Origin of the sequence: Nonomuraea wenchangensis (genome assembly GCF_900111685.1) — a bacterium.
Taxonomy (GTDB): Bacteria; Actinomycetota; Actinomycetes; order Streptosporangiales; family Streptosporangiaceae; genus Nonomuraea; species Nonomuraea wenchangensis.
Window position 1 is genome coordinate 15,076 of record NZ_FOHX01000004.1, and the last position, 20,388, is coordinate 35,463.

Annotated in this window: 16 protein-coding genes; 8 read left to right on the plus strand and 8 right to left on the minus strand. The window is 72.8% G+C overall.

Annotated features, from left to right (window positions below):
• Positions 1-170: 170 nt before the first annotated feature.
• Together BMW85_RS12395 and BMW85_RS12400 are read left to right on the plus strand one after the other, a co-directional pair.
• Complete coding sequence (locus BMW85_RS12395; protein ID WP_143082241.1) at positions 171-2,270, plus strand: P-loop NTPase fold protein; 2,100 nt, start codon at positions 171-173, stop codon at positions 2,268-2,270.
• Between the two features lie 47 nt (positions 2,271-2,317).
• Positions 2,318-3,589 (plus strand): polysaccharide biosynthesis C-terminal domain-containing protein, encoded by a 1,272-nt coding sequence (locus BMW85_RS12400; RefSeq protein ID WP_143082242.1) that lies wholly within the window; start codon positions 2,318-2,320, stop codon positions 3,587-3,589.
• Here BMW85_RS12400 and BMW85_RS12405 read toward each other — a convergent pair.
• From BMW85_RS12405 to BMW85_RS12420, 4 genes are read right to left on the minus strand one after another with little or no spacing between them, the layout of a single operon-like run.
• Positions 3,574-4,731 carry an NAD(P)/FAD-dependent oxidoreductase gene (locus BMW85_RS12405; protein WP_091080795.1) on the minus strand — a complete coding sequence of 386 codons (1,158 nt, stop codon included), beginning with the start codon at positions 4,729-4,731 and terminating at the stop codon, positions 3,574-3,576. The two genes, BMW85_RS12400 and BMW85_RS12405, sit on opposite strands and share 16 nt — an antisense overlap.
• Before the next feature lie 38 nt (positions 4,732-4,769).
• The gene (locus BMW85_RS52520) at positions 4,770-6,524 is read right to left on the minus strand and encodes an amino acid ABC transporter permease/ATP-binding protein (protein ID WP_091080798.1); all 1,755 of its coding nucleotides are present in this window, start codon (positions 6,522-6,524) and stop codon (positions 4,770-4,772) included.
• 37 nt (positions 6,525-6,561) lie between these two features.
• Complete coding sequence (locus BMW85_RS12415; RefSeq protein WP_091080799.1) at positions 6,562-7,530, minus strand: ABC transporter substrate-binding protein; 969 nt, start codon at positions 7,528-7,530, stop codon at positions 6,562-6,564.
• Positions 7,530-8,966: an MmgE/PrpD family protein gene (locus tag BMW85_RS12420; protein WP_091080802.1), complete on the minus strand. Its 1,437-nt coding sequence runs from the start codon at positions 8,964-8,966 to the stop codon at positions 7,530-7,532. Before BMW85_RS12420 ends, BMW85_RS12415 begins: the two co-directional genes overlap by 1 nt.
• A gap of 134 nt (positions 8,967-9,100) precedes the next feature.
• Between BMW85_RS12420 and BMW85_RS48340 the strand changes: the two genes are divergently transcribed.
• The 3 genes from BMW85_RS48340 to BMW85_RS12435 all read left to right on the plus strand — a co-directional run bounded on the left by BMW85_RS48340 (position 9,101) and on the right by BMW85_RS12435 (position 12,709).
• Positions 9,101-10,141, plus strand: coding sequence for a TetR/AcrR family transcriptional regulator (locus BMW85_RS48340; RefSeq protein WP_177240644.1), 1,041 nt, complete (start codon positions 9,101-9,103; stop codon positions 10,139-10,141).
• 141 nt (positions 10,142-10,282) lie between these two features.
• The gene (locus BMW85_RS51915; protein ID WP_091080806.1) at positions 10,283-11,887 is read left to right on the plus strand and encodes an N-acyl-D-amino-acid deacylase family protein; all 1,605 of its coding nucleotides are present in this window, start codon (positions 10,283-10,285) and stop codon (positions 11,885-11,887) included.
• Between the two features lie 63 nt (positions 11,888-11,950).
• Positions 11,951-12,709, plus strand: a complete 759-nt coding sequence (locus BMW85_RS12435) for a class I SAM-dependent methyltransferase (protein ID WP_091080809.1) — start codon at positions 11,951-11,953, stop codon at positions 12,707-12,709.
• A gap of 116 nt (positions 12,710-12,825) precedes the next feature.
• Here BMW85_RS12435 and BMW85_RS12440 read toward each other — a convergent pair whose 3' ends face one another.
• Positions 12,826-13,176 carry a winged helix-turn-helix transcriptional regulator gene (locus BMW85_RS12440; RefSeq protein WP_091080811.1) on the minus strand — a complete coding sequence of 117 codons (351 nt, stop codon included), beginning with the start codon at positions 13,174-13,176 and terminating at the stop codon, positions 12,826-12,828.
• A gap of 48 nt (positions 13,177-13,224) precedes the next feature.
• Between BMW85_RS12440 and BMW85_RS12445 the strand changes: the two genes are divergently transcribed.
• Positions 13,225-14,115 (plus strand): NAD(P)-dependent oxidoreductase, encoded by an 891-nt coding sequence (locus BMW85_RS12445; RefSeq protein WP_091080814.1) that lies wholly within the window; start codon positions 13,225-13,227, stop codon positions 14,113-14,115.
• On the opposite strand, the gene BMW85_RS12450 is transcribed toward BMW85_RS12445, so the two are convergent.
• A complete protein-coding gene (locus BMW85_RS12450) occupies positions 14,112-15,362 on the minus strand; it encodes a hypothetical protein (RefSeq protein ID WP_091080816.1) in 1,251 nt (416 codons plus the stop codon). The genes BMW85_RS12445 and BMW85_RS12450 overlap by 4 nt on opposite strands.
• Positions 15,363-15,366: 4 nt before the next feature.
• On the minus strand, positions 15,367-16,455 hold the full coding sequence (locus BMW85_RS12455; protein WP_091080819.1) for a HesA/MoeB/ThiF family protein: 1,089 nt from the start codon (positions 16,453-16,455) through the stop codon (positions 15,367-15,369).
• Positions 16,456-16,703: 248 nt separating this feature from the next.
• Between BMW85_RS12455 and BMW85_RS12460 the strand changes: the two genes are divergently transcribed.
• Positions 16,704-19,589 (plus strand): AfsR/SARP family transcriptional regulator, encoded by a 2,886-nt coding sequence (locus BMW85_RS12460; protein WP_091080820.1) that lies wholly within the window; start codon positions 16,704-16,706, stop codon positions 19,587-19,589.
• 59 nt (positions 19,590-19,648) lie between these two features.
• A complete protein-coding gene (locus BMW85_RS12465) occupies positions 19,649-19,987 on the plus strand; it encodes a VOC family protein (RefSeq protein ID WP_091080823.1) in 339 nt (112 codons plus the stop codon).
• Here the strand turns inward: BMW85_RS12465 and BMW85_RS12470 are convergent.
• On the minus strand, positions 19,984-20,379 hold the full coding sequence (locus tag BMW85_RS12470; protein ID WP_091080825.1) for a cupin domain-containing protein: 396 nt from the start codon (positions 20,377-20,379) through the stop codon (positions 19,984-19,986). The genes BMW85_RS12465 and BMW85_RS12470 overlap by 4 nt on opposite strands.
• Between the last annotated feature and the right edge of the window lie 9 nt (positions 20,380-20,388).

Genomic DNA, 20,388 nt, shown 5'->3' on the forward strand with positions numbered 1-20,388 from the left:
TGCCTGGAGGTAGCGTGGCTCGAAAACCGGCTGGGTAATGCCGTAATCATCCAAGAAAGTCTTCTATCATGCTATGTCTAGCGTTAGAAGTCTCTGGAGGAGAAAATTTAAGGCGTACGAAACGTCTTTTGTCCTCCGACTCGCATCTGCATTTGTGGTGACCCAAATCGGTGTTACCGATCACGCCGGTGGGGGTGGCGATGGATGGCAAGAACGACCGGCTGTCCTCCGAGGAGTTGGAGCAGGTCGCACGCGAACTGCTGGAGAACGACGCCGAGATGGAGTACGACGCGGGCCTCCATCGCGAGATACTCGACAAGGTCCGGCTGAGATCCGGTCAGCTCTCCACGCTGCTGAGCGAGGAGATCGCGGTGGTCGACGAGGCCCGCCGCGCGATGCGCCGTTTCTGGGTCGTCGCCGCCCTCGCCCTCCTGGCGGCGGTCCTCTTCATCGCCGGGGCCGCCTTGTGGAGCGACGGCATGCCCTTCGCGTCGCGCACGGCCAACGTCACGTTCGCGTCCGGCCTGGCCGTGCTCGGGACGATCGCTGTCGCCGCGCGCTGGGTCGCGATCCGGCGGCGCGGCGTGAACGCCGCCCGCGAGCTGCGGACGGCGCTGCTGGCGCCGCTGCGCGCCCTCATCCGGCTCGTCATCAGCGAGCTGCAGGACGACGAGGTGCGCTGGGGCGGCACGCTGCGCACGTCCGAGGCTCCCGCGCTGGTGGAGCTCCACCTTCAGGACACCATCCCGTCGCGCACCTACGAACGGCTGCGCACCTTCATCGGCGAGCACGAGTCCTCCGCCGTCGGCCTGGCGGGCGCGCGCGGCTCCGGCAAGACGACCCTGATGCGGCAGCTAAGGCTGGACAAGGAGCTGGACTGCCACGTAGCCCTGGTCAGCGCGCCAGTGCAGTACTCCGCCGTGGAGTTCACCCGCCTCATCCACAACGAGCTGGCACAGGTTGGGCTCAAACCCGGCGAGGCGGCGCTCATCCGTCACCGCATGGTGGCGCCGACGCTTCGCGTGGTGCTGCGGACGCTGCTCGCGTCCGTGGTGCTGTTCTTCATGATCACGTTATGGATCTACGACAAGAACCGTCCCGTGCCGGACGCGCTCGACCTCGGCTGGACGGGCTTCGCCGCGGTCGTCCTGGGCGCCCTGATCATCGGGTTCATGCTCAGCCGGGGCTGGGTCCTGTTCCAGACCCGGACGAGACTGACGGTCCCGCCCCGGACCGTCCGTGAGCTCTGCTTGCAGCAACTGGAGTTCCTGCGCTGGTCCACGACGGTCGAGCGGAGCGCGAGCACCGCGCTCAAGATAGGCGGCACCGGCTTCGACGGCGGCGGCAAGCTCTCCAGGACCGAGCGGGAGATCACCCACGCCGAGTCGGTCCAGGCGCTGCGGCAGTTCATCGACCAGCTGCTCGCGCTCAGCAACAAGCCCGTGGTCATCTGCGTGGACGAGCTGGACAAGCTGGCGAACCCGGCCGAGGCCGTCGAAGCGATCAACGGGCTCAAGGACCTGTTCCACGTCGCCAAGGCGCACTTCGTCCTCTCGGTCTCCACGGACGCCATGCACAACTTCGCCGCGCGGGGGGTGCCGGTGCGGGACGTGTTCGACTCGGCGTTCGACACCATCATCGGCGTCGGCCCGCTGTCCATGAAGGAGTCGCAGACGCTGCTGTCCCGGCGGGCGCGGGACTTCTCCACCGTGTTCATGCTGTTCTGTCACGCCTGGTCCGGCGGCCACGCCCGCGACCTCATCAGGACCGCCCGCGCGTGCGTGGAGCTCAAGCGCGAGCTCAAGGACGGCGAGGAGGCCACCGTCGCGCTGCTGTCCCGGCGGGTGCTGCGCGCGGACCTGCGCGAGGTCGTGGACGCGACCGTCGAGAAGCTGCGCGGCGACCACGGCGCGGACGACCGGGTGGACGACCGGGGCAGGGACCTGCTGGACCAGGTGCTGGCCTTCCAGGAGTCGCTGGAGGACGAGTCCGCGCCCCTGCGCGACCTCGTCGAGGCGAGCACGTTCCCGTCGGACGCGGGACCGGTGGCGCCGGAGGCCCAGCCGGCTGCCACCCTGGCGTGGTACGCGCGGATCGCCGGCCTCTGCGAGCGCCTGTTCGCCGTCGCCCGCCCGCCGGCCGCCTGGCAGAGCGAGGCGATGGGCCAGGCCGTCGTCGCCCTGGCGGAGGCCCGGTCCTCGCTCGGCCGCCACCCGCGGGTGATCGAACGACGGCTCAAGAGAGCTGTGGACGCCTGCGACCGGGTGTAAAATGATCAGTGTCCCGAGCGGCGAGGCCGCCCGGGATTCTGCTTTTCATGCCTTCCCCTCATCGCACGATCCTGCGCGCCGCCGTTCCCCTGTTCGGGACCATGAGCGCCGGGATCGTCGCGCAACTCGTCGGCACGTCGCTGCTCGGGCACCAGGCGACCGCCCAACTGGCGGCGTTCACGCTGGCCGGCGCGGTGCTCAACCCGGTCACGGCGGCGGTCGCCGGAGGGCTGCGCGGGGCGGCGCCGTTCGTCGCCGTCCACCGCGACCGTCCGGCCGAGGCGGTCGGCGTGCTGAAGGACGCGCGGTGGCTCGCGCTCGGGCTCGGCGCGGCGGGCGCCGGGGTCATGCTCGCGGTGCCGTCCATCGCGAGGGCGGGCGGGGCGCCGGACGAGGCGGTGGCGGAGCTCGGCCGGCTGCCGCTGCTGCTGGCGCTCCACGTGCTGCTGTACGCGGCGGGGAGCGGCGCCAACGGGGTGCTGGTCGCGCTCGGACGCAGCCGGCTGGTGCTCTGGTCCGGCCTGGCGGGCACGGGCACGCAGGTCGCCCTGTCGCTCGCTCTCGTGCCGAGGATGGGGGTTCAGGGCGTCGGCGTCGCGTTGCTGGGGTCCACCGCTGTCGCGGTCGCCGTCTCCAACGGGGTGCTGTCGCGGCTGACGGGCTCGTCGCCGTGGCCGGGGCGGCCACGAGCGCGGCTGATCGTACGGATGGCCAGGGTGGGCGTCCCCATGTCCGCCACGCTGGTGATCAAGTTCACGGTCATGGGCGGGGTGGCGTACACCGCCGCCAGGACCGGGGTCCAGGGGGCGGCGGCGCACGCGATCCTCATCGCGCTGGACGGGTTCCTGGGGCTCGCGGCCTTCGCGGCGGCGCAGGCCGCGACGCCGGAGATCGCCAGGGCCGCCTCGCCTCGGGACGCCCGCCGGGTCAGCGGGGCGGCCGTCACGATCGCGGCGGCCGGGGTGCTCGTGGGCGGGCTCGTGCTGCTGCTCCCGGGCGGGGCGGTGCTCGGTGCGTTCACGCCGGACGCCGCCGTGCTCGGCCTCGCCGGTGGGCTGGTGCCGCTGCTGCTGGCCTTCTCCCTGGTGGGCAACTGCGGGATCGTGGTGGCGTACGGGCTGGTCGGGCTCAGGCGCTCGACCTGGCAACTGGCCTCGGCCGGCACCGGGTACGGCCTGCTCGCCCTCACCATGACCCAGGCGACCGAGGCCGGAGGACTGGCGGGGTTGTGGACGGCGATGGTGGCGAGCGCGGTGCTCATCGGCGCGATGCAGGTCGCCGGGTTCGTACGGTACAGCGCCCGTCAGTCGTCGCCGTAGCCGTACGGGGGGTCGATCGGGCGGCCCTGGGCGAAGCGGTCGGGGGTGAAGGGGGAGATGTCCACCGTGTGCGGCTCGCCCAGAGCCAGTTCGGCGAGGGCCCGGCCGACCGCCGGGCAGATCTTGAAGCCCATGCCGGAGAAGCCGGCCGCCACGATCAGTCCCTCGATGCCGGCCACCGGGCCCAGCATCGGCCGGGCGTCGGGCGACATGTCGTACACGCCGGTCACGCCGCGGCTGATGCCCGACTCGGCGAGCGCGGGAACGCGGCGCGCGGCCCGCCCGACCAGCTCCACCACGCTCTCCTCGCCCGGCGTCTGGGGGAAGTCGTCGGAGTCGATCCCGTCGCGCGGGCCGATGAAGTCGCCGAGCAGCAGACCGCCGCCCTCCGGCCGGAAGTACGTACGGGTCCCCGAGTCGATGCAGGCGATCCTGGACGCCGGCCCGCCGGGCCCGTCCCGCAGCACCGCCACCTCGTGGTACTCCGGCTCGATGGGCAGATCCACGCCCACGGCCAGGAGCAGCGGGCGGGTCCAGACGCCGGCGGCCAGGACGACCAGGTCGGCCATGAGGTCGCCCGCAGCGGTACGGACCCCGCGCACCCGGCCCCCGGCGTCGGTGAGCAGCGAGCGCACGGGGGTGTTGGGCCGGTAGGCGACGCCCAGCTCCCGGGCGCGGGACAGGAAGTCGCCCGCCACGACCGCGCCGTCGCCGTAGCCGGCGCGCGGCTCGTACGCGGCCGCGACCACGTCGTCCACCCGCCAGCCCGGCTCCAGCTCCAGCACGTCGGCCGCGCCGATCACCTCGGCCTCGGCCCCGCAGGCCCGCTGCATCTCGACGTTCTTGCGGAGCAGGTCGGCCTCGCCGGGCTGGACGACCCGGACGAACCCGCACTCGCGGAGCACAGGGGGCCGTCCGACCCGCTCCGGCCACTCGCGGAAGAAGGCGAGGCTGTCGACCGCGAGACGTACCTCCTGCTCGTACGTGTAGTGCATCCGGACGAGGGCCGACGAGCGGCTGCTCATGCCCTCCCCGGCGTGCCGGGCGTCGACGACCGTGACGGACCGCGCGCCGCGTTCGGCCAGGTGGAACGCGGTGGACGCGCCCATGACGCCGGCGCCGACGACGATGACCTCGGGCACTGCTCAAACCTCCGGGAGACGTGATGACGGGCGGGGGGTCAGGCGAGGACCTTCGACAGGAACGCCTTGGTGCGCTCCTCCTTCGGCGCCACCAGGCATTCCTCCGGCGGGCCCGACTCGATGACGACGCCCCCGTCGAGCATGGCGACGGTGTCGGCGACCTCCTTGGCGAACCCGATCTCGTGGGTGGCCACGATCATGGTCATGCCCTGCCTGGCCAGGTCCTTCATGACGTCGAGCACCTCGCCCACCAGCTCGGGGTCGAGCGCCGAGGTCGGCTCGTCGAACAGCATGACGTGCGGCTTCATCGCCAGGGCGCGCGCGATCGCGACCCGCTGCTGCTGCCCGCCGGACAGTTGCGACGGGTAGGAGTCGAGCTTGTCGCGCAGGCCGACCCTGGTCAGCAGCCGCTCGGCCTCCGCCTCGGCCTGCGCGCGGGACAAGCCCAGCACGCGCCGGGGACCGAGCGTGACGTTCTCCAGCGCGGTCATGTGCGGGAACAGGTTGAACCGCTGGAACACCATGCCGATGCGGACCCGCTGCCGGCACAGCTCGGCCTCGGTCAGCTCGTGCAGCCGGCCGCCGGCCTCGCGCAGCCCGACCCGGCTGCCCTCCACCTCGACCAGGCCGGAGTCCAGGCGTTCCAGGGCGTTGACGCAGCGCAGCAGGGTGGACTTGCCGCTGCCCGACGGCCCGAGCAGGACGAGCGTGCGCCTGGGGCGGACGGTGAGGTTCACGCCCCGCAGCACGTCGGTGGAGCCGAACCACTTCCACGCCTGCTCCACGCGGATGATGGGCTCGCGGTCGTCCACGGTCTCCCGCGCGGTGTCCGGCACGAGCGCGGGCGAGGGCTCGGCCTTGGCGCGGGCGGCGGCGCGCCGCCTGGCCCGTCGTTCGGCGGCGGCCGAGGGCTTCGCGCCGAACCCGCGGCCGAAGTAGCGCTCCACGTAGTGCTGTCCGACGCTGAGGACCGAGGTCAGCAGCAGGTACCACAGCGAGGCCACGACCAGCAGCGGTATGATCTTGAGGTTCTGCTGGTAGATCTGCTGCACGCTGGTCATCAGGTCCCGCCCGGAGATGACCGAGACCAGCGCGGTCATCTTCAGCATCGAGATGGCCTCGTTGCCGAGCGTCGGGATCAGCACCCGCATGGCCTGCGGCAGGATGACGAAGCGCATCCTGCGCCCCGAGGACATGCCGAGCGACATGGCCGCCTCGCTCTGCCCGCCGTCCACCGAGATGATGGCCGCGCGGACCAGCTCGGCGCAGTACGCGGCCTCGTTCGTGGCCAGCGCCAGCACCGCCGCGGTGGCCGCGCCGATGACCGAGCTCGTCGGCACCGAGCCGAACACGACGCCGGTGAGCGGGATCCCGAGGAAGAGGTTGGGGTAGAGCGCGCCCAGGAAGCCCCAGAAGATGATCTGGACCAGCAGGGGAGTGCCGCGGAAGAACCAGATGTAGCCCTTCGCGACGCCGGACAGCACCGGGTTGTCCGACAGCCGCATCACCGCGAGCAGCACGCCGCCGACGACGCCGATCACCATGGCGACGAGGGTCAGCTCGATGGTGACGGCGAGGCCGTGCAGGATCGAGGGCGCGAACAGGTACTGCCGGATCGAGGCGAGGTCGAGGTTGGGGTTGTGCCACAACGACCAGCCGAGGGCGAACAGGACGTACGCCACCAGTGCCGCCGCCGCCCAGCGGCCGTACCGGCGGACCGGCACCACGGCGACGGGAGGCGGCCGCTGCCCGGCCGGGGCCGAGGTGGCGTCGGCGGATGTCAAGGAGGTCATGACACTTCTCCTTCTCGCGGGTGCCCTGGTCGGTTCCCTAGTCGGTCCCCTGGTCGATCTCCGCCTTGGTCAGCGCGATGTTCTCCACGCCGTACCGGGAGAGGATCTGCAGGTAGGTCCCGTCGTCCATCAGCGACTGGAGCGCCTTCTGCAGCGCCGTACGGAGCTCGGTGTCCGCCTTGGGGACGCCGATGCCCTCCATGCCGCCGCCGAACTCGGCCGTGATCGAGGGCGACTCGACCAGCTCGAACGCGTTGCCGTCCTCGAAGGTCTTCGCGGCGTACGCCGCCGCCGAGGTCGCCTGCACGCGGGCCATCGCCTTGCCGCTCTTGATCGCCAGGAACGCCTCGCTGTCGCCGGGGAAGGCGAGGACCGTGACGCCCGGCTTGCCCTCCGACTCGAACCGCTTGCTCAGCTTGCTCAACGCGGCCTCCTCGGAGGTGGAGCTCTGCACCGCGACGGTCTTGCCCGACAGGTCGGCGACGTCCTTCATCCCTTGGGGGTTGCCCTTGACGACCAGCAGGGAGTAGCCGTCCTTGGCGTAGTCGACGAAGCTCAGCGACTCGCGCCGCTTGGGGGTGTCGAAGATGCCCGCCATGACGATGTCGGCCTTGCCGGCCAGGAGGGCGGGGATCATGCTGTCGAAGGCCGTCTGGTCGAAGGACGCCTTCACGCCGAGCTTGGCGGCGAGGGCCTGGGAGAGGTCGTAGTCGATGCCCGTGGGCTGCTGACCGCCCACCGTCGTGTACATCTCCCAGGGCGGATAGGGAATGTTGCTGGCCACCCGGATGACGCCGGCCGACTTGATCCGCTCGGGCAGCAGGTCGTGCAGTGCGGGGTCGGCCGCGGGCGTCGCGGCGGCGGGCGCGGAGGTGGGGGCGGCGCTCTCCTGGCCGCCGACCTCGGGGGCGGGCGGGTCACTGGCCAGGGCGCAGCCGCCGAGCGCGACGACCATCGCCACCACGCTCAGGAACGTCGACCGGCCGCGCGGGCGAAGTGCTCTCATCAGTTGGCTCCAACCGGTGTCAGGGACGACGCCAGGTCCCGTACGAGGACGGAGGCGTCGTCGGCGGATTCCACGCCCGCCAGGGCTTCCAGCAGCCGGGGAACCGACTCGGGCGCCACCCGGCCGGCGGCCAGCCAGGTGAACTTGTCCCGCATCTCGTCCAGGGTCCAGCCGGGCTCGGGGTAGAGGATGTGGTCGACCCGGCCCGACGACAGCACGGTGCCGTCGGTCAGCGTGACGGTGACCACGGCGGAGTCGCTGCCCTCCGGGTCGTTGACCTCCGAGAGGTAGTAGCGGCGGGTGAGGTCGTCGGTGACCACCACCTCGATCCGCCGGGACAGCTCGATGATCTCGGGCGCGCCGAGGCGGGCGTCCGCCATCTGGTCCGGCCCGACCCGGCCGTCGGCCAGCAGCGCCGCGACCGGCCAGGCCAGGTTGAACTGGGCCTCCTCGGTGGTCTCCGGCAGCCGGGTGCCGAGCCTGGCGGCGTCGGGGTAGGTCTCGATGACGACGCGGGCGATGTCCGCGGGCGGCAGGGGGTGCCCGATGCGCAGCTTCTCGACGGCGAGCAGGGCGGGGTGGGTCCAGGCGCAGCTGGAGTACCGCTTCCAGGTGATGCCGCGGGGCAGGTAGTAGTCGGCGCCCAGGTCGTCCACGTACGGGCGGAACCGAGCGAGGTCGAGGCCGGGCTCGATCCCGGTGAAGCCGCGCCGGGCGAGGTCGGCCGCCAGCAGCCCGGTGAGCGCGCCGAAGCCGACGCCGTGCTTGACCATGCCGGGGGTGTCGATGGCGCGCATCATCGGCAGGTCGGGGGAGTCGTACTCGGCGATGCCCAGCGCGTGCCGCGTGGTGGTCTCGTCCAGCCCGTGGACGTGGCAGGCGATCGCGGCGCAGGCCACCGCGCCCCACGAGCCGCAGGCCCGGTAGGTGCGGTCGGCCGAGTGGACGGCGCTCTGCTCGTGGTTGACGCAGCGGCCGGCGCGGAAGGCGATCTCGTAGCCGACGACGATCGCGGTGATCAGCTCGCGCCCGCTGAGGCGCAGCTCCTCGGCCAGGGCGAGCGCGGTCGGCACGACCTGGGCCCCGGGATGGCCCCAGGTGTAGATGCCGCAGTCGTCGATGTCCACGGCGTTGGCCGCGACCGCGTTGGCGAAGGCGGCGCCGCCGGTGGCCAGCGGGCTCCCGCTGACGATCGAGGTCGCCGGGCCGGTGGGCCACCAGGCGCGGGCGAGGTCGTCGGCCACGAGCGCGGACCGCGACGCCCGGCCGGCGAGCACGGCCGCGAGCGTGTCGATCAGGCACATCACGGCCCGGTCGATCACCTCACGCGGTAACCGCTCCCAGGTGAGCCCGGTGATGAAGGCCGCCGCCGGCGAATCGCCGCTCGTCCAGGCCGTGGGCGCGCTCCGGAGATCGTCACGAAACGGCGCCGCCATTTGTTTCTCCCATGTTTCTGCAGGTATATCTTTGGTGCCGGAAACAATTCCATTCGCCGCGATGCCTTGTCAAGGAACGTTCTGCCTTGTATTTACAGAGAGCCGGAAGTGTGAAAATACCTGGAGAAGCAAGTATGGAAGCGATGGCCACCGACCGGGAGGAGGCCGCGCTGGCGCTGCTCTGGAGCTCGGTCCACGCCCCCGACGGCCGGACGCCGCACTGCCGCCGGTGCGCGGCCGACCGGTCGTTCCACCGGGTCTCGCGGCGGCGGGCGTACGCCTGCGACAGTTGCGGCGCGCACGTCTACCCGGCCTCGACCACGCCTTTCGCCGGCTCCCCCGTGCCGCTCGCCGCCTGGCTCGACGCCGTCGTGCTGGTGCTGGACTCCCCCGGCAAGGCGCGCCCCAACCGGATCGCCGGGGCGCTCGGCGTCGACTACCGGCGCGCCTGGCGGATGACCCGGCGCATCGACGACGTGCTCCAGGCCGGCGGCGACGACGCCGACCTGCTGCGCAGGCTGGCCGGCCGCTGGAGGGAACAGGGCAGCACCGGGCCCGGCCTGACCCCCGACCCCGGGAGCCCCGAGGACCGCATCCGCGTCGCCGCCTGCCGGCTCATGGCCCAGCACGGCATCGAGGCGACCCGCATCGCCGACATCGCCCGCGAGGCAGGGGTGTCGAACGCCAGCATCCACTATTACTTCAGGAGCAAGGACGAGGCGCTGCTGGCCGCCTTCCGCTGGGCCGGCGACCAGTTGCACCTCACCCTGCAACGCCTGCTCGACGAGAACGTCAGCGCCATCGGCCAGCTGCGCCACCTGCTCGAACTCAGCATCCCCGGCGACCAGGGCACCTTCGAGGAATACCTGCTGTGGCTGGAGATGTGGGCGCGGGTCAGGCGGCACCCGGCCTTCCTCGACGAGTGCGTACGCATGTCGCGGCGGTGGGCCGACGCGGTGATGGGGGTGTTCGCCGCGGGCGTCGCGGACGGCACGTTCACGCCGGTCGCGCCGCTCACGGAGGTGTGCGAGCGGTACGTCGCCATCGCCGAGAGCCTGGCCGTGCGCAACACCCTCGGCTACAGCGACATGTCCGCCGAGACGGCGCGGGGCCTGCTCGCCCGCTTCACGGCGGAACAACTCGGCGTGCCGGCCGGACTGCTGCCGTCGCGCTGAGCGGGCGTACTTGGCTCGGGGGTCATTCTCCCGTCGCACAATACGACTTGCGCGCCCTGAGCTTTGCTTTTCTTGACAGCGCTTCGCCGCCGTGCCGACAATCCTGCAATTACCCCCGGACACCTCGGAACGGAAAATCGCATGCCTGATTCACCCCACGGCCCGGCGGACGTCGTCGTGCTCGACGCCACCGTGCTCACCATGGACCCGGCGCGGCCGCGCGCGGCGGCGCTGGCGATCACCGGGGGCAGGATCAGCCAGGTCGGGGACTGTGCCGAGGTGGCCGCGCTCATCGGACCCGGCACCGACGTGATCGAGGCGGGCGGGCGGGTGGCGTGTCCCGGCTTCGTCGACATTCACACGCACACCGATCTCGACCTGTTCCGCGATCCCGGGCACCTGCTGTTCAAGAATTACCTCATGCAGGGCATCACCACGGTCCTCGCCGGTAATTGCGGAATGGCGGAAATGGCGCCGGGCGAGCTTCTCGGCCGCCTGGACCAAGCCCCTCCCGCGGTCAATTTCGGCACGCTCGCCGGGCACGGGTACGTACGCGACGCCTGTGGCGTCCCCGCCGGTGCCGAGGAGCTCTCCGGCGAGCAGATCGACGCCATGCGGGACCTGCTCGGCAAGGCGATGGCGGACGGCGCGTTCGGCATGTCCACCGGGCTCGAGTACGTCCCCGGCCTGTCCTCCCGTACGGCGGAGCTGATCGCGTGCGCCGCCGTCGTCGCCGAGCACGGCGGCTTCTACGCCAGCCACATGCGCAGCGAGGGCGACCACCTGCTCGCCGCCGTCGAGGAGGGCATCAGGATCGGCCGTGACTCCGGCGCCCGCGTCCAGCTCTCCCACCTCAAGACCGACGGCGTGTGCAACTGGTGGAAGACGGACGCGGTGATCGGCGCGATCGAGGCGGCCCGCGCCGACGGCATCGACGTGGCCGGCGACCAGTACCCGTACACGTTCTTCGGCTGGAACCCCTCCATCTTCATCCCCGGCGAGCACCTGGCGGCCGGCCGGGCGACGCTGCTCGACACCTACCTGACCGACCCCCGCCACCGGCTCCGGATCAAGGAGGGCATCGTCGACCGGATCGTCCGCTACCACGGCGGCGACGGCGACCTGGTGGTGGTGTTCGACTGGACCGACGGCGACGGGCGCCGGTGGCAGGGGACGACGCTGGCCGGCATCCTGACCGCGCGCGGCCTCACCCCGGGCCCGGAGGCCGAGGCCGAGCTCATCCTGGAGATGCTGCCCGACGAGCGCTCCGACGCCGTCATGGGGAGCGACCTGAGCACGAGCGACGACGCCGTCCGGCGCTACCTGTCCCTGCCGTACGTCGCGGTCTGCACCGATGGGTTCAACCAGCCGTGGCTGGCCCCGTGCCATCCGCGCAGCTACGGGGCCTTTCCCAAGGTGCTGGGCGAGTACGTGCGGGAGAAGCGGGCGCTGCCGCTGGAGACGGCGGTCATGAAGATGACCTCGCTGCCCGCCTCGCTGATGGGGCTGACCGACCGTGGCGTGCTGCGGGCCGGGGCGTGGGCGGACGTGGTGGTGTTCGACGAGGCGACCGTGGGGGAACGGGCGACGTTCGACGCACCGGCGGCGCCGGCCGGCATCGACTTCGTGCTGGTCAACGGGGTGGTCGTGGTCGACAGGCGAGCGTCGGGCGACGGCTTCCGCCTCGACGCCGGCGCGTCCGGCGCGCTTCCCGGCAGGGTGCTCCGCCGCGGCCTTGCGGGGTGACGTCGCGCGGCATATCGTCGCGATGTATCGGGTCGATATATCGAGCGAGCACGGGGAGCCGCGATGAGACGGATCGACTACGACAGGGAGCAGCACCAGCACTACGCCCGCGGCCGGGCGCTCACCGAGCGGCAGCTCAAGGTCTGGATCGACGCCTTCGCGGCCGTGCTGCCCGGCCGCCGCCCCCTGACCGGCCTCGACGTCGGCTCGGGGACCGGCCGCTTCACCCCGGCGCTGGCGGGCGCGTTCGGCCCGGTCACCGGCGTCGAGCCGTCCGTCCGCATGCGCGAGGTGGCCGAGGCCCAGCCCGCGCGGCCCGGCGTGCGCTACGTGGAGGGCCGCGCCGAGAGCCTGCCGGTGCCGGCCGCGAGCGCCGACTACGCCCTCATGTTCCTGTCCTGGCACCACGTGGCGGACAAGCCGCGGGCCGTCCACGAGCTCGCCAGAGCGCTCCGCCCCGGCGGACGCCTCCTGCTGCGCGCGAACTTCAGCGACCACCACCCCCGGCCGTGGTGGCTGGACCACTTTCCCCGGGCCCACGAGATCGAGACCGCGCTCTTCCAGCCGCTGCACGAGGTCATCGCCATGTTCACCGCGACCGGCTGGCGCGTCACCGACTTCACCACGGTCACCGAACCCTCCTCCGGCACCCGCCGCGACGTGCTCGACCGGCTCCGCCTGCGCACCCTGTCGTTCTTCGCCCACCTCACCCCTGACGAGCAGGAGATCGGCCTGCGCAGCCTGGAACGGGCCGTCGCCGAGGACCCCGACGCCCCGGCCCCCGTGTTCGCCGAGCCGCTGCTCACGCTTGAGCGGGGATGACACGGGATAGCCACCTTTTTGTGGGTACTTGTCGGCCGGGCCCGGACGGGGCGAAGCTTGGTCGTGCGGGCCGGAGGGGTCCGTACAAGCAGGTGAAGCGGGGGGTCGGCGGTGGTTCAGGAGGCTGGGCGCGACTCGGCCAGCTTCTCCAGGCGGCGGTGGCCCCAGTCGGAGAGCGGCTCCAGGGCCTCGGAGAGCTCGCGGCCGAACGGGGTCAGAGAGTAGACGGTCTTCAGCGGGCGCACGTCGTGCACCTCCCGGTGGACCAGTCCGTCGGCCTCCATCTCGCGCAGCGTCTGGGTCAGCACCTTCTCCGTGAGCCCCGGCAGCAGCCGGCGTAGCTCGCCGGGGCGGTGCGGGCCGGACTCCAGCAGCCAGAGCAGCATCGTCTTCCACTTGCCGTCGATCACGGCGATCGCGGCGGTCACCCCGCAGACGTTCGGGTCCCGGGCGCGGCTGCGCGTCATCGTCGTCCCCTTTTTCATCTTTTATTGCTCATTTTGAGGAGCTGAGGCATGACCTCCAACACCCAACAGTCTGCCGTCACCGTGCTCGGCCTGGGGCCGATGGGCCGGGCGCTGGCCGGCGCCTTCCTGGCCGCCGGCGTACGGACGACCGTGTGGAACCGTACGCCGGGCAAGGAGCGGGAGCTGGTCGAGCGGGGCGCGGCCGTCGCCCGGTCGCCGGAGGAGGCGGCCGGCGCGAGCCCGTTGACCGTGATCTGCGTCGTCAACTACGACGCGGTGGACGCCGTCGTACGGCGGCCCGAGGTGGCCGACGCGCTCAAGGGACGCACGCTGGTGAACCTGACCGCCGACACCCCCGACCGGGCCAGGGACACCGCGGCCTGGGCGGGCGACCACGGCATCGGCTACCTGGACGGCGCCATCATGACGCCGACCCCGACCATCGGCACCCCGGCCGGGGTGTTCCTGCACAGCGGTCCCGAGGAGCTCTACCGCGCGCACCGGCCGACGCTGGACGCCCTGGGCGGCACCCACACCCACCTCGGCGCGGACGTCGGCAGGGCGGCCGCGTACGACATCGCCCTGCTCGACATCTTCTGGACGGCGATGGCCGGGTACGCGCACGCCCTGGCGGTGGCCAGGGCCGAGGGGATCAGCGCGCGGGAGCTGGCGCCGTTCGCCCAGGGGATCGGCGCGATCCTCCCGCCGCTCTTCGAGGAGGGCGCGGCGGACGCGGACAGCGGCACGTACTCCGGCGAGGGGAACCCCATCACCTCGGCGGTGTCGTCCATGGCCCACATCGTCCACACCTCCGAGGCCCACGGCATCGACGCGAGCGTGATGCGCGCGGCCGAAGGGCTGGCCCGCCGCGTCATCGGACAGGGCCACGGCGACGACGGGTTCCTCCGCGTCACGGAGCTGCTCAACCCGAGCGCCTAGCGCCGCACGCGCTCCCGTACCGCCAGGAAAAGGGCCAGCACGTACGGCCCGAGCAGCAGGGCGGCACACAGCAGCGCGTACCAGAACCGTGGCTCGAACGGCCCCAGCACGAGCCGGTCGGCCGTCCACGCCAGCGTCGCGACCACGACAGGGAGCACGAAGAAGACGAACCAGGCCAGCACCCCGGCGAACCCGGCCAGCCACACCCACCGGAACCACCGCCCGGCCCGTAGGTCGGCCGGCCCGGCCGCGACCAGCTCCGCGGCCTGGGCCGGGGTGAGCCGGCCGAACGCCCGCCGCAGCAGCAGGGTCTTGACCCGCCACAGGTCGCGGCAGCCGAGCGCGTTGACCAGCACCGCGTACAGATCGGTACGCAGGAACACCATGCACTGCCACAGCAGGCCCGCCAGCTTCACGAACACCCACACCGCGAGCGTCGCGTCCACGGCGGGAGCCGGCGACCACACCCCCTGCCGGATCAGCAACCGGGCGGTCAGCAGCAGGCTGAGCACGACCACGTCCACCGCGATCCCGCCGAGCAGCGGCCCGTAGCGGAGGCGGCGCGGCACCGTCCAGAGCTGGGAGAGGTCGGTCTCCAGGACGAGCAGCATCATCCGCCGGTCCACCCCGAACCGGGACCTGAGGCCGATCGCGCGGGCGGCCAGCCAGTGCCCGCCCTCGTGCAGAGCCGTCGAGACCAGGACGAACGGCATGAGCAGCAGCACGCTCAGCCCGACGTCGTCGAGCAGGAACGCGTCCCGTTCCGGGCTCGGGAACAGCGACGGTGAGGTGACGAAGACGGCCAGGCAGAACAGGGCGAGGGCGAGATAGCAGGCCCAGGCCGCCCGCCCGAAGAACGGGCGGGCGGCGCGCCGGCTCACCCCAGCGATCCAGCGCCGCATCTGGATCGGCGCGGTACGCACGGCCTGGCGTTCCGCGCCCGCCCGACCGTCGCCGGGTGGGACGTCGCCGGGCCGGTCGTCGCCCGGTCGGTCGTCGAGGAAGCCCAGCTCGGCGAGCGTCGCAACGAACGACGGCAGATCCACGGGCTCACCGGCGAACGCCTCGGCCTCGGCGGCGGCTTCCTCCTGGCTCGCGCCGCGCAGCAGCGCCGAGATCACCACTCCGCCCACGGCGGGCATGGCGACGAAGGTGCCGGTGGCGGGGTCGCCGACCAGGGCCTCGTCCCCCTCCTCGACCACGGTGAGCGGGCGCAGCCGTACCCCGCCGGTCATGGGGCCGGTCATGGGGTCACCGCCGGGCCAGCGCGCACGCCGGGCAGTCCGGGTCGCGGGGGAACGGCTGCCACACGGGGACGAGCCCGTTCAGCAGGTCGAGCACCACCCGGGACCCGGCCGCGCGCGGCGGCTCGACGCCGGTCAGGTAGCGCATGACCTCGTAGGCGACCAGCGACCCGACCTGCATCGCCATCGGCCCGGTGAGGCCGTTGGCGAGCCGCAGTCCGCGGCTGAGCCGCTGCGCGACCGCCGCGCTCGTACGTCCGTCGGCCGGCGGCAGGTCGGACTCGTCACAGAGCAGGCAGGCGCTCCGGCCCGGGTCCACGGAGAAGTAGATGAGCTGGGTCCGGGTCATCCCGCCGGCGACCAGCGGGACGCCGGCGCGCAACGCCGCCTCGTTCACCCACAGGTTCGCGTCGGGCGCGCCGTCGAGGCCGCCGGCGATCACGTGGACGTCCTCGGTCAGGTCCTTGAGGTCGTCGGGGCCGGAGATCCACCGGTCCACGGCGCGTACCTGGATGTCCGGGTCGTACTCGCGCACCCATTCTGCGGCGCGGTCCACCTTCGACCGGCCGACGTCGGCGTACCGGTAGAGGAACTGGCGGGCGAAGTTGCGCGGCGCGATGTCGTCGCGGTCCACCAGCGTGAGCGCGCCGACGCCGAGCCCGGCCAGGCACTGCACCAGGGCCGAGCCGCCGCCGCCCGCGCCGAGCACGAGGACGTGCGAGTCGCGCAGCCGCCGGACGAACTCCGCCCGCGACGTGTCCAGCCGGGCGAAGGCCCCGAAGAACGTCAGATTGGAGAAATGCCGCTCGTTGGCGTCCGGTTCGCTGAGGAATCGTTCTGCGGCGTCCTCGACCAGGCCGAGCGAGTCGAGCCCGGCGAGCCCCGCGCGGACGTCGTCCCCCGTGACGGCGACGCCCCGCGCGGCCAGCCGCGCGCTCAGCTCCTCGGCCGTGGCCGGCCCGCGCGCCAGCTCGTCGAGGAGCGCCGCGATCCGCCCGTCGGGATCGGCCAGCGTGTACGCCTCGCGCGGGTCGTGGACCACCACCAGCTCGTCGCCCAGGGGCTCCCAGGCGCACTCCTTCAACATCACCTGCATCGCGCTGTCCGCATCGTTCGTCGGGCCGGGGACTGGCCGGGAGGCGGCAGGACCGCCTCCCGGCCGACTGGGAGGCGGTGCCTCAGGTCATGAACTGGGTCGCCTTGACGGCCTCGACCTTGCGAACCTCGATCTTCACCGCGTTCACCTCCTTCCGTCGTTTCCGATCAACCTCCTCCACCGGCCCACACAAACCGCATAGGGTCGCCATAGAAGGACAGAACCGCTGATCGTGCCGGGAGACGAAGGTGGACTTCGCGATCCTCGGGCCCGTCCAGGTCACCGACGCGCGGCGGCCCGTCCGGCTGGCCGCCAAGGCGCGCGCGGTGCTCGGCGTCTTCCTGCTCCACCCCAACACCGTCCTGACCAGGGACCGGCTGATCGCCTCGGTGTGGGACGACCCGCCCCGGTCCGCGCTGCCGAACCTGCAGACGTACCTCACCGCGCTGCGCCGCGCGGAGATCGAGGTCGAGACCGTGCCGCACGGCTACCGCCTGTGCCTCGGCCCGGACCGGCTCGACGTGCTCGCCTTCGAGGAGGCCGTACGTGAGGCCAGGCTGGAGGCGGCGCGCGGGGAGCCCGCCACGGCGAACCGGCTGTTCGCGCGGGCGCTGGCGCTGTGGCGCGGCCGGCCCGCCGAGGACGTGACGCTGGCCGCGACGATGCAGGCGCGCATCGCCGAGCTGGAGGAACGCCGGGAGAGCGCCCGGCTCGGCTGGATCGACGTGCGCCTGCGGCTCGGCCTGTACGACGAGCTCGTCGGCGAGCTGACCGCGCTGGTGGAGGCCGCGCCGTTCAACGAACGCCTGTGGCACCGGCTCATGCTGACGCTGCACCGGGCGGGCAGGCGCGCCGAGGCGCTGGAGGCGTACCGGCGGGCCCGCGCGGTCCTCGTCGCCGAGCTGGCCCTGGAGCCCGGCCAGGAGTTACGCGAGCTGCACGCGGCGGTCCTCGACGACGCTCCCGTTCCCGCTCCCGAGCTGGAGACGGTACGGGAGCCCGCGTGGACGGGGATCTGCCTGCTTCCCGCCGACATCGCCGACCTGGCCGGGCGCGAGCGCGAGACCCGGGACCTGGTCGCCGCCCTGGAGGTCTCCGACGCGGCGGGCGGCAGGGCGCCGGCGATCGTGACGGTGTCCGGGCCGCCCGGGGTCGGGAAGACCACGCTGGCGGTGCACGTCGCGCACCTGGTCAGGGAGCGGTACCCCGACGGCCAGCTCTTCGTCCGGCTGCACGGCGCGTCAGCCTCGCCCCGCGACCCGTCCGACCTGCTCGCCGAGCTGTTGCGGGCGCTCGGCGTGGACTCGGCCGGGGTGCCCGCCTCCACCGAGGAGCGGGCGGCGACGTACCGGGCCATGATCGCCGACCGCGCGGTGCTCGTGCTGCTGGACGACGCGGCCGGCGAGGCCCAGGTGCAGCCGCTGATCCCGGGCACGCCGGGCTCGGCCGTCGTCCTCACCTCGCGCGGGCCGCTGCCGGCGCTGCCGGGCGCGGTGACGTACGCGCTGGACGTGCCCACGCCGGCCGAGGCCCGCGCGCTGCTCGCGGGCGTGGCCGGGGCGGACCGGGTGGCGAGCGACCCGGCGGCGGCGGAGGCGATACTCGACGCCTGCGGGCGGCTGCCGCTCGCCCTGCGCATCGCCGGGGCGCGCCTCGCCACCCGCCCGGCCTGGCCTGTGGCCGAGCTGGCGCGCCGGCTCGCACAGGGATCAGGACGGGGCTCGGCGCTGAACGAGCTGCGCGCGGGCCATCTGGACGTCCGGGCCACGTTCGAGGCGAGCTACGCGACGCTGTCGCCGCCCGCGCGGCGCGCGTTCCGGCTGCTCGGGTCGGTGGCCGCCGACGGCGTGGCGGCTTGGACGGTGGCGGCGCTGGCGGGGACGAGCGCGTACGACGTGGACGGCTCCCTGGAGGAGCTGGCCGTCGCCGGGCTGATCACCGCCGGCGCGGCCGACGCCGCGGCCCAGCCCCGCTACCGCATGCACGACCTGCTGCGCGGCTTCGCCGGCGAGCTGTTCCGCGCCGAGGAGAGCGGCGAACGCGGGACAGCCGCCCTGCGCCGGGTCGCCGCCGAGGCCCGCGCCCGCGCCGCCGGCGCCGCTGCCGAGCTGCCCCTCGCCTTCGCGCCGCCGCCACCGGACGTGCCGCCGAGGACGCCGCCCTGTCCGGAGGGCGGCGCCTGGCTGGCGGCGGAGCGCGGCGTGCTCGTCGCCGTGGCCGAGGCCGCCGCGCACGCCGGGCTGGTGCGGGAGGCGGCCGGTCTCGCGTACGCGCTGGCGCCGTTCCTCGTCGTGCGCGGCTTCCACGACGAGGCCGTACGCCTACTGGGAACGGTCGCGGGCGCCGCCGCGACGGCGGGGGACACCGGCACCGAGACGCGCCTGCGGCTGGTGAGCGCCGACGCCGAGGTGGACCGCCGGCGCGCCGGCACGGTCGCGGACGAGTTCCGCCACCTGCTCGGCCGCTGCTCGCGGGCGGGGGACCGGCACGCGGCGGCGTACGCGCTGCTCGGGGTCGCCGCCACCCTGGAGCACGACCTGGGCTCCGCGCTCACCGCCGCCACGCTGGCCGCCGAGCGCTTCCACGCGCTGGGCGACGGGCACGGCCTGCTGAGCGCGTGGTCCGAGATCGCCGGGATCCAGTTCTACCTGGGCCGGCACGACGCCGCCGGGGCGACCTGCCGCCGGGCCCTCGCCCACCTCGACGGCCACAGCGCCCTCCATCGGGCCCGTTTCCTGCGCGCCCTCGGCATCGCTTGCTACGAGACGGGCCGCGTCGAGGAGGCGATCGGCCACTACCGGACCAGCCTCGACCTCTGCCGCGAGCTGCGATGGGAGACCGGCGAACGGCTGTCGCTGCACCGGCTGGCCCAGGCCGAGGCCGCGCTGGGCCGCCACGACACCGCCGTCGTCATGCTCGCCCGGTGCGCGCAGCTCTTCGTGAACGCGGGGGACACGCGGGGGCAGGCGCTGATCTCGTACACGTTGGGCGAGATCAGCCGGTGGCGGGGCGACGAACGGGTGGCGCTGGCCCACTTCACCGCCTGCCTCGACCGGCTGGACCCGCTCAACGAACACCTCTGGTCCGCCCGCACCCGCGACCAGATCGCCCGCTCCCGCGCCGTGCTCCGATGAATCCCAGGCTCGGACGTGGTCTCCCTTTCGAGACGACCGAACTCATGAGGAGCGTTCCCGTGGACATGCACAGCGTGGTGTGCGTACGTGACCGGACAATCTCCCTGAAGTGGTACGAAGCCTTCTTCGGCCGACCGGCGGACGAGATCCTCGGCGAGGAACACCTGTGGCAGACCGGCGAAAACGCCTGGCTCGTCATCGACGACCGGCCGGTGCGGGCCTCCCGCGTGGGCGGCACCATGATCACGTTCGGTGTGACCGACCTCGACGACATCCTGGCCCGCCTGGCCGCGTACGGCATCGAGCACGAACCGGTGGAGACCTACTCCAACGGGGTGCGCCACGTCGAGATCATCGACCCCGACGGCAACAGCATGTCGCTCGCGCAGCTCTCCTAGAGACCGAGCGGGTGCCCCGTCGTCGCGTCGACGTGGCCGGGGACCTCGGCGTGGCGGTCGCCGACCGACGACGTCCCGGTGGGCTCGAACATGAGGATCGCCGCCCCGCCGGGCGCGGACGGCCGGTGCTCCGTGCCGCGCGGAACGGTGAACACCGAGCCCGTGGGGAGCCGGACCGTACGCTCCCCGCCGGGCTCACGCAGGGCGATGTCCAGCTCCCCTTCGAGCACCAGGAAGAACTCGTCGGTGTCGTCGTGGACGTGCCAGACGTGCTCGCCCTCGACCTTGGCGACGCGTACGTCGTAGTCGTTGACGCGCGTGACGATGCGAGGGCTCCACAGGGCGTCGAAGGAGGCCAGGGCCTGGCTGAGGGCGATGGGTTCGAGGTTCACGAGTGCATC